Genomic DNA, 6,806 nt, shown 5'->3' on the forward strand with positions numbered 1-6,806 from the left:
GCCAACACGTAGGAGCGAGCGCAGGTTAGCGCGATGCGCCGCGCGGGCGGCGCTCGATCTCACAGGCGCTGAAGATGCTCCGGCTACCCTTGCCAGGAACCATAGAATCTCCCACAGGGATCGCATCAGGGCTGACAGGTGTTTGCCACAAGGTATGCAGCGCCTGTTAGAGCGAGCGCCGCCCGCGCGGCGCTCGATCTCACAGGCGCTGAAGATGCTGCGGCTACCCTTGCCAGAAACCATAGAATCTCCCACAACGTACAGCACAGGTCTTGAGAACATTGCTATCGGTGTGGGAGCCGGCTTGCCGGCGATGGGCTGCACAGCAGCCTCGACAGCCTCAAGCCCATTGACTGTCACATTATCATCACGCCCCTGTCGTAATCTGCCGGCCAACTCTATGCCACAGGGCCACCCGGCATGCCGCGCCTGCTTGTGCTACTGCTCACCGTGCTACCACTGGCCACCGTGGCCGAACCGGTTCATTTGCGTGTGCAAGGCTCCAATACCATTGGCGCAGCCCTGCTGCCGGCGCTGGTGGAGGGCCAGCTCCGTGCGCAGCAAGCCAGCGCGATCGAACGCCGGGCCGGCAAGCTGCCCAACGAAACCGTGATCACGGCCCGCGACACGCAGGGCCAACCGGTACGCATCGACATCGCTGCCCACGGTTCCAGCACCGGCTTCACCGCCCTGGTTGAGGGCGAGGCCGACCTGGCCGCCGCCTCACGGCCGATCAACGACAACGAAGTACTCCAGTTGCGAGCGTTGGGCGACCTGCGTGCTGCCGCTTCCGAGCAAGTCATTGCCCTGGATGGTGTGGCGGTCATTGTCCACCCCGACAACCCGCTGCCGCAGCTCAGCACAGAGCAACTGGCGCAAGTTTTCTCTGGTCAGATCCAGCGTTGGGAAGAATTGGGCATTTGCGGCGGGGCCATTCACCTGTACGCCCGTGACGACCGCTCCGGCACCTTTGAAACCTTCAAGGCACTGGTACTGGCGCCACAGCACGCGGCACTGTCAGCCCAGGCCCGGCGCTTCGAATCCAGTGACGAACTGGCCGCAGGGGTGAGCACCGACCGCCAGGCCATTGGCTTCAGTAGCCTGGCCGCCATTCACGGGGCCAAGGTGCTGGCGGTGGCTGAAGGGGACGCCCCGGCCATGCTGCCAGCGCGCGCCCTGGTGGCCAGCGAGGACTACCCCCTGTCACGGCGCTTGTACTTCTATCTGCCGGCCAACCCCAAACCACCCGCCAAAGCCCTGGCGGACTTCGCCCAAAGCCCGGCAGGCCAGGCCATCGTCGCCCAGCAAGGGTTCGTTTCGCAGCAGATACAGGCCCTGCCAGTGCCACCACAGGCAGGCATGCCGCCGCGCTACCGCAACCTGGCCAGGCAGGCACAACGGCTGAGCGTGAACTTTCGCTTTCAGGCAGGCAGCGCCAACCTCGACAACAAGGCCCTGCGTGATGTGCGAAGGGTCGCCGATTACCTGCACCAGGCCGGCAAGCTACAAGGCAAGACAGTGCTGGTTGGCTTCGGCGACCCCAAGCTGACCCCAGGCCGCGCTGCGCTGCTGTCGCGCTTGCGGGCGCAGGCGGTGCGCCGACAGTTGGCACGTAACGGCGTCGCAGTGCTGCAGGTGACCGGCATGGGCGCTGAATTGCCTGTGGCCGGCAACGAACGTGAACAAGGGCGGCTGCACAACCAGCGTGTGGAGGTGTGGGTGTACTGAGCAACAGGGTGATGCTGTTCACGGCCGCCTGGCAAACAAATGTAACAGCTCCGGATTCGGCAGCGCAGGCAAACAGGTCTAGCCTTAACCCTATGTGATACCGGGCCCCTCTGACGGCTGCCACGCCGTGATGTCGGATCACTGTTGCCACGCAACGTCGACATTCAAGGAGGGGCTCATGACAGCTCTACAGGCGTTTCTCACCACCCCGGTCCTCGGTACCAGCACCTGGTTGTGGCTGGTGTTCATGGCCATCGTCATCGGCCTGCTGGTACTCGACCTCGGCATACTGCACCGTCACGAACGTGAAATCGGCATGCGCGAGAGCCTGCTGTTGTACTCCGGCTACTTCAGCATCGGCGTGCTGTTCGGCGGTTGGGTCTGGTTTCAGCTAGGCGCGCAATCGGCGCTGGAGTTCTACACCGGCTTCCTGGTCGAGCAATCGCTGTCGATGGACAACGTGTTCGTCATGGCCATGATTTTCAGCTATTTCGCCATCCCCCGCCGTTACCAGCACCGCGTGCTGTTCTGGGGCATCCTCGGGGTGGTGATCCTGCGCGCGATCATGATCGGGGTGGGCGCAGCACTGGTGCAGAACTTCGCCTGGGTGCTGTACCTCTTCGGGGCCTTCCTGCTGTTCACCGGGGTGAAGATGGCGCTGTCCAAAGAAGACAGCCATCCAGACCTGGCCAACAACCCAATCCTCAAGTTCGTGCGCCGGCACCTGCGGGTGACCGACGAGATCCATGGCTCGCACTTCTTTGTCCGCCAGACACCCCCGGGGCAGAACAAGGCCCTGCGCCATGCAACGCCGCTGTTCCTGGCACTGGTGCTGATCGAGCTGGCCGACCTGGTGTTCGCGGTGGACAGCGTACCCGCGATCTTCGCCATCACCCAGGACCCGTTCATTGTCTACACCTCGAACATCTTCGCCATTCTTGGCCTGCGCTCGCTGTACTTTGCGTTGTCGGCGCTGATGCACCGGTTCGTATACCTCAAGTACGCATTGGCGCTGGTGTTGATCTTCATCGGCTGCAAGATCTTCTACCATGGCATGGTCGGCAAGGTGCCGGCGTTGCTGTCGTTGGGTGTGACGTTCGGGCTGTTGCTGGGTGGGGTGGTGGTTTCGCTGCTCAAGACGCGGGGGCAGAAGCCGGCTGTGGTGGATCAGCCGCCGGCACACGGCACCCCCCAAGCCAATGCCGGCCACAAAGAGTAGGCCTGACGAGAATCAGCCTGCCTCACCGCCCGCTGCGCAACATCTCTGCCGGCACATACTTGCCAATCTCATACTTGCCGATCGCCGCCCGGTGCACTTCATCGGGCCCGTCGGCCAGGCGCAGGGTGCGTTGCATGGCGTACATGTACGCCAGCGGGAAATCGCCGCTCACCCCTGCCCCGCCATGCAGCTGGATCGCCCGGTCGATCACCTTCAGCGCCACGTTCGGCGCCACCACCTTGATCTGCGCGATCTCGCTGCGCGCGACCTTGTTGCCGACCGTGTCCATCATGTACGCCGCTTTGAGCGTGAGTAGCCGGGCCATGTCGATTTCCATGCGCGAATCGGCAATCTTGTCGACGTTGCCCCCCAGGCGTGCCAGAGGCTTGCCGAAGGCGGTGCGCGCAACCGAGCGCTTGCACATCAGCTCCAGCGCCCGTTCGGCCATGCCGACAGAACGCATGCAGTGGTGGATACGCCCAGGGCCCAGGCGCCCCTGGGCGATCTCGAAGCCGCGGCCCTCGCCGAGGATCACGTTTTCGTAAGGCACCCTTACGTTCTCGAACAGCACCTCGGCGTGGCCATGCGGGGCATCGTCGTAGCCGAATACCGGCAGCGGGCGAACAATCTTCACACCAGGCGTATCGGTTGGCACCAATACCATCGAGTGCTGCTGGTGACGCGGGCCTTCCGGATTGGACAGGCCCATGAAGATCATCACCTTGCAGCGCGGGTCGCACGCACCAGACGTCCACCATTTGCGCCCATTGATCACCCACTCGTCACCGTCACGCACCGCGGTCGCGACCATGTTGGTCGCGTCCGAGGAAGCCACATCCGGTTCGGTCATGGCGAAGGAGGAACGAATCTCGCCCCGTAGTAGCGGCTCCAGCCACTGGCGTTTCTGCGCCTGGCTGCCGTAGCGCACCAGCACCTCCATGTTGCCGGTATCCGGGGCCGAACAGTTGAACGGCTCCGGGCCGAGCAGTGAGCGGCCCATGATTTCGGCCAGCGGCGCGTACTCCAGGTTGCTCAGGCCAGCGCCGTACTCCGACTCGGGCAGGAACAGGTTCCATAGCCCCTCGGCGCGGGCCTTGGCCTTGAGCTCTTCCATGATCGCGGTGGGCTGCCAGCGGTCACCCTCGGCGACCTGGCGGTCAAACACCGCCTCGGCGGGGTAGACATAAGCATCCATGAACGCAGTGACACGCTCGCGCAGTGCCTGGACCTTGGGCGAATAGGCGAAATCCATCGGGGTTACCTTCACGGTTCGAAGAACATGGCCAGAGCCTAGAGCAGCGCAACCCGATCCACCTAGTCTATTTTCAGCGTGTATGAACATTCATAACCGATATATGATCGGCAGATAACTCCAACAAAGAGCGGCGCCCATGAACCTCAGCAAGGTCGACCTCAACCTGTTCATCGTGTTCGATGCGATCTACACCGAAGCCAACCTCACCCGCGCCGGGCAGATCGTCGGCATCACCCAGCCGGCGGTGTCCAACGCCCTGTCGCGCCTGCGCGAAACCTTCAACGACCCGCTGTTCGTGCGCACTGCGCAAGGCATGGTGCCCACGCCCATGGCGCAGAACATCATCGGCCCGGTGCGCAACGCCCTGGCGCTGCTGCGCACCTCAGTACAGGAAAGCCGCATTTTCAACCCGCAACAGGCCAACAAAACCTTCCGTATCAGCATGACCGACCTGACCGAAGCGGTCATTCTGCCGCCCCTGTTCCAGCGGCTGCGCCGCCTGGCGCCGACGGTGCTGATCGAGAGTTTCCTGTGCAAGCGCCGTGAAACCACCAAGGAGCTGGCCGCCGGCCGCCTGGATTTCGCCATCGACGCACCGTTGAACACCGACCCCCAGGTCCGCCACGTGAAGTTGATGCAAGACCGCTACGTCTGTGCCCTGCGCCAGGGCCACCCGCTGGCGGACAGCAAACTGACCCTCGACAGCTACCTGGGCATGACCCATATCCACATTTCCAGCCGCCGCAACGGCCTGGGGTATGTCGACCTGGCCTTGGGCAAGATGGGCGTGCAACGCAAGGTCGCCCTGCGCTCGCAGCACTACCTGATGGCCTCGCAAGTGTTGCAGCAGACCGACATGGCAATGACCGTCCCGGAGCGTTTCGCTCGCCGTCATCAGCTGCGCTACCACCCGCTGCCGGTGGAGGTCCCGGCTCTGGAAACGCACCTGTACTGGCACGAAAGCACCGACCAGGACCCGGCCAACCGTTGGATGCGCGAGCAGATCACCGAGCTGTGCCAACGTGTGGTAGCCGACGAAGAAAAAGCGCTTGAACCTGCCTAAAGTGCGCGCTGAAACCGGTCGATGCGTATCACGGTGTGCTGTGCGAAAGAATGAATCGAGAAAAATATTCTCCAAAAAGGCAATCAAATAGAACAAGCATGCAAATACGCCACAAATAGCTCAGCGGGAAGCGAAAAGCATCTTTCGACCGCACGATAGGCTGATGCCAACGATCGCCGACCCCACGGCGACAGACATGGACATGCCCCGATGCCTAACGCCCCGCTGTACTTCGATTACGCCGCCACTACCCCGGTCGATGACCGGGTGGTCGAAACCATGCTCGCCTGCCTTGGCCGCCAGGCCAACTTCGGCAACCCGGCCTCCAGTGGCCATGCCTACGGCCAGGCCGCCCGCAGTGTGGTGGACCAGGCCCGCCAGCAAGTGGCCGAGCGCATCGGCGCCCCGGCCGAAGCGCTGGTATGGACCTCTGGTGCCACCGAGTCGAACAACCTGGCGCTCAAAGGCGTTGCCAACGGCATCGACCACCCGGGGCACCTGGTCACCAGCCTGCTGGAACACAAAGCCGTACTCGACACCGTGGCCGAACTGGAGCGCCAAGGCTGGGCGGTCACGCGCCTGGCACCTGATGCCCGTGGCCTGATCCAGCCCGCGGCCGTACAAGCCGCGTTGCGCGCCGATACCCGCCTGGTATCGCTGATGGCCGTCAACAATGAACTCGGCACGGTCACCGACGTTGCCGCCATTGGCGAGTGCGTTCGCGCGCATGGCGCCCTGTTGCACGTGGACGCCGCACAGGCAGTGGGCAAACTGGCGATCGACCTGCGCGCGATGGCTGTCGACCTGATGTCGTTCTCGGCGCACAAGGTCTATGGGCCCAAAGGCATCGGCGCCCTGTACGTCGGGCCTCGCGCCCGCCCGGTACTGCGCGCACAGATCCACGGCGGTGGCCATGAGCAGGGCCTGCGTTCCGGGACCTTGGCCACCCACCAGATTGCCGGCATGGGCAGTGCGTTCGCCCTGGCCGGGCAGCCCGGCGACAGCGAGTACCTGCGCCTAGCGCAGCTGGCCACGCGGCTGCAGGAAGGCTTGCTGAAGTTGCCCGGGGTCAGCCTCAATGGCTGCGCCACGCAACGCATCCCGCACACCCTGAACCTGTGCATCGACAGCCCGGGCTTCAACAGTGCGGCGCTGGCCAGCGAACTGGCGTTGTCCACCACCTCGGCGTGCAACTCGGCCAGCAACATGGCGTCCCACGTGCTGCTGGCGCTGGGGCTGAATGAGCACCAGGCGCGCAACAGCGTGCGCCTTAGCATCGGCCGTTTCAGCACCGACGCCGAAGTCGACAAGGCGCTGGAGGTGTTTGCCAGGGTACTGGCTGCGGCGTCGGCAGCCTTGTGGTAACCCGCCTCTTGCGCGGGCCCTGTGGGAAATTCTATGGTTTCTGGCAAGGGTAGCCGCAGCATCTTCAGCGTCTGTGAGATCGAGCGCCGCCCGCGCGGCGCTTCGCGAGCTGCGCTCGCTCCTACGTTTGTTTCGGGCCAGTAACCCCTGTGCCAGATGCGCGCGGCCGCCTTGTG

At 63.8% G+C, this 6,806-nt stretch carries 5 protein-coding genes; 4 read left to right on the forward strand and 1 reads right to left on the reverse strand.

The window, feature by feature from the left end:
* Positions 1-420 precede the first annotated feature (420 nt).
* Together GYA94_RS20015 and GYA94_RS20020 are read left to right on the forward strand one after the other, a co-directional pair.
* Positions 421-1,728, forward strand: coding sequence for a substrate-binding domain-containing protein (locus GYA94_RS20015; RefSeq protein WP_161892943.1), 1,308 nt, complete (start codon positions 421-423; stop codon positions 1,726-1,728).
* A 178-nt stretch (positions 1,729-1,906) separates the two neighbouring features.
* Positions 1,907-2,947, forward strand: coding sequence for a TerC family protein (locus GYA94_RS20020; protein ID WP_161892944.1), 1,041 nt, complete (start codon positions 1,907-1,909; stop codon positions 2,945-2,947).
* A gap of 22 nt (positions 2,948-2,969) precedes the next feature.
* Here GYA94_RS20020 and GYA94_RS20025 read toward each other — a convergent pair whose 3' ends face one another.
* Entirely contained in the window at positions 2,970-4,199 is a 1,230-nt protein-coding gene (locus GYA94_RS20025) for an acyl-CoA dehydrogenase (protein ID WP_054914005.1), read from the reverse strand.
* Positions 4,200-4,338: 139 nt separating this feature from the next.
* On the opposite strand from GYA94_RS20025, the gene GYA94_RS20030 reads away from it, so the two are divergent.
* A complete protein-coding gene (locus GYA94_RS20030; protein WP_009686428.1) occupies positions 4,339-5,265 on the forward strand; it encodes a LysR family transcriptional regulator in 927 nt (308 codons plus the stop codon).
* 210 nt (positions 5,266-5,475) lie between these two features.
* Positions 5,476-6,630 carry a cysteine desulfurase family protein gene (locus GYA94_RS20035; protein WP_161892945.1) on the forward strand — a complete coding sequence of 385 codons (1,155 nt, stop codon included), beginning with the start codon at positions 5,476-5,478 and terminating at the stop codon, positions 6,628-6,630.
* The last annotated feature ends 176 nt before the right edge of the window (positions 6,631-6,806 follow it).

The sequence above is a fragment of the Pseudomonas juntendi genome, assembly GCF_009932375.1.
Classification (GTDB): Bacteria; Pseudomonadota; Gammaproteobacteria; order Pseudomonadales; family Pseudomonadaceae; genus Aquipseudomonas; species Aquipseudomonas juntendi.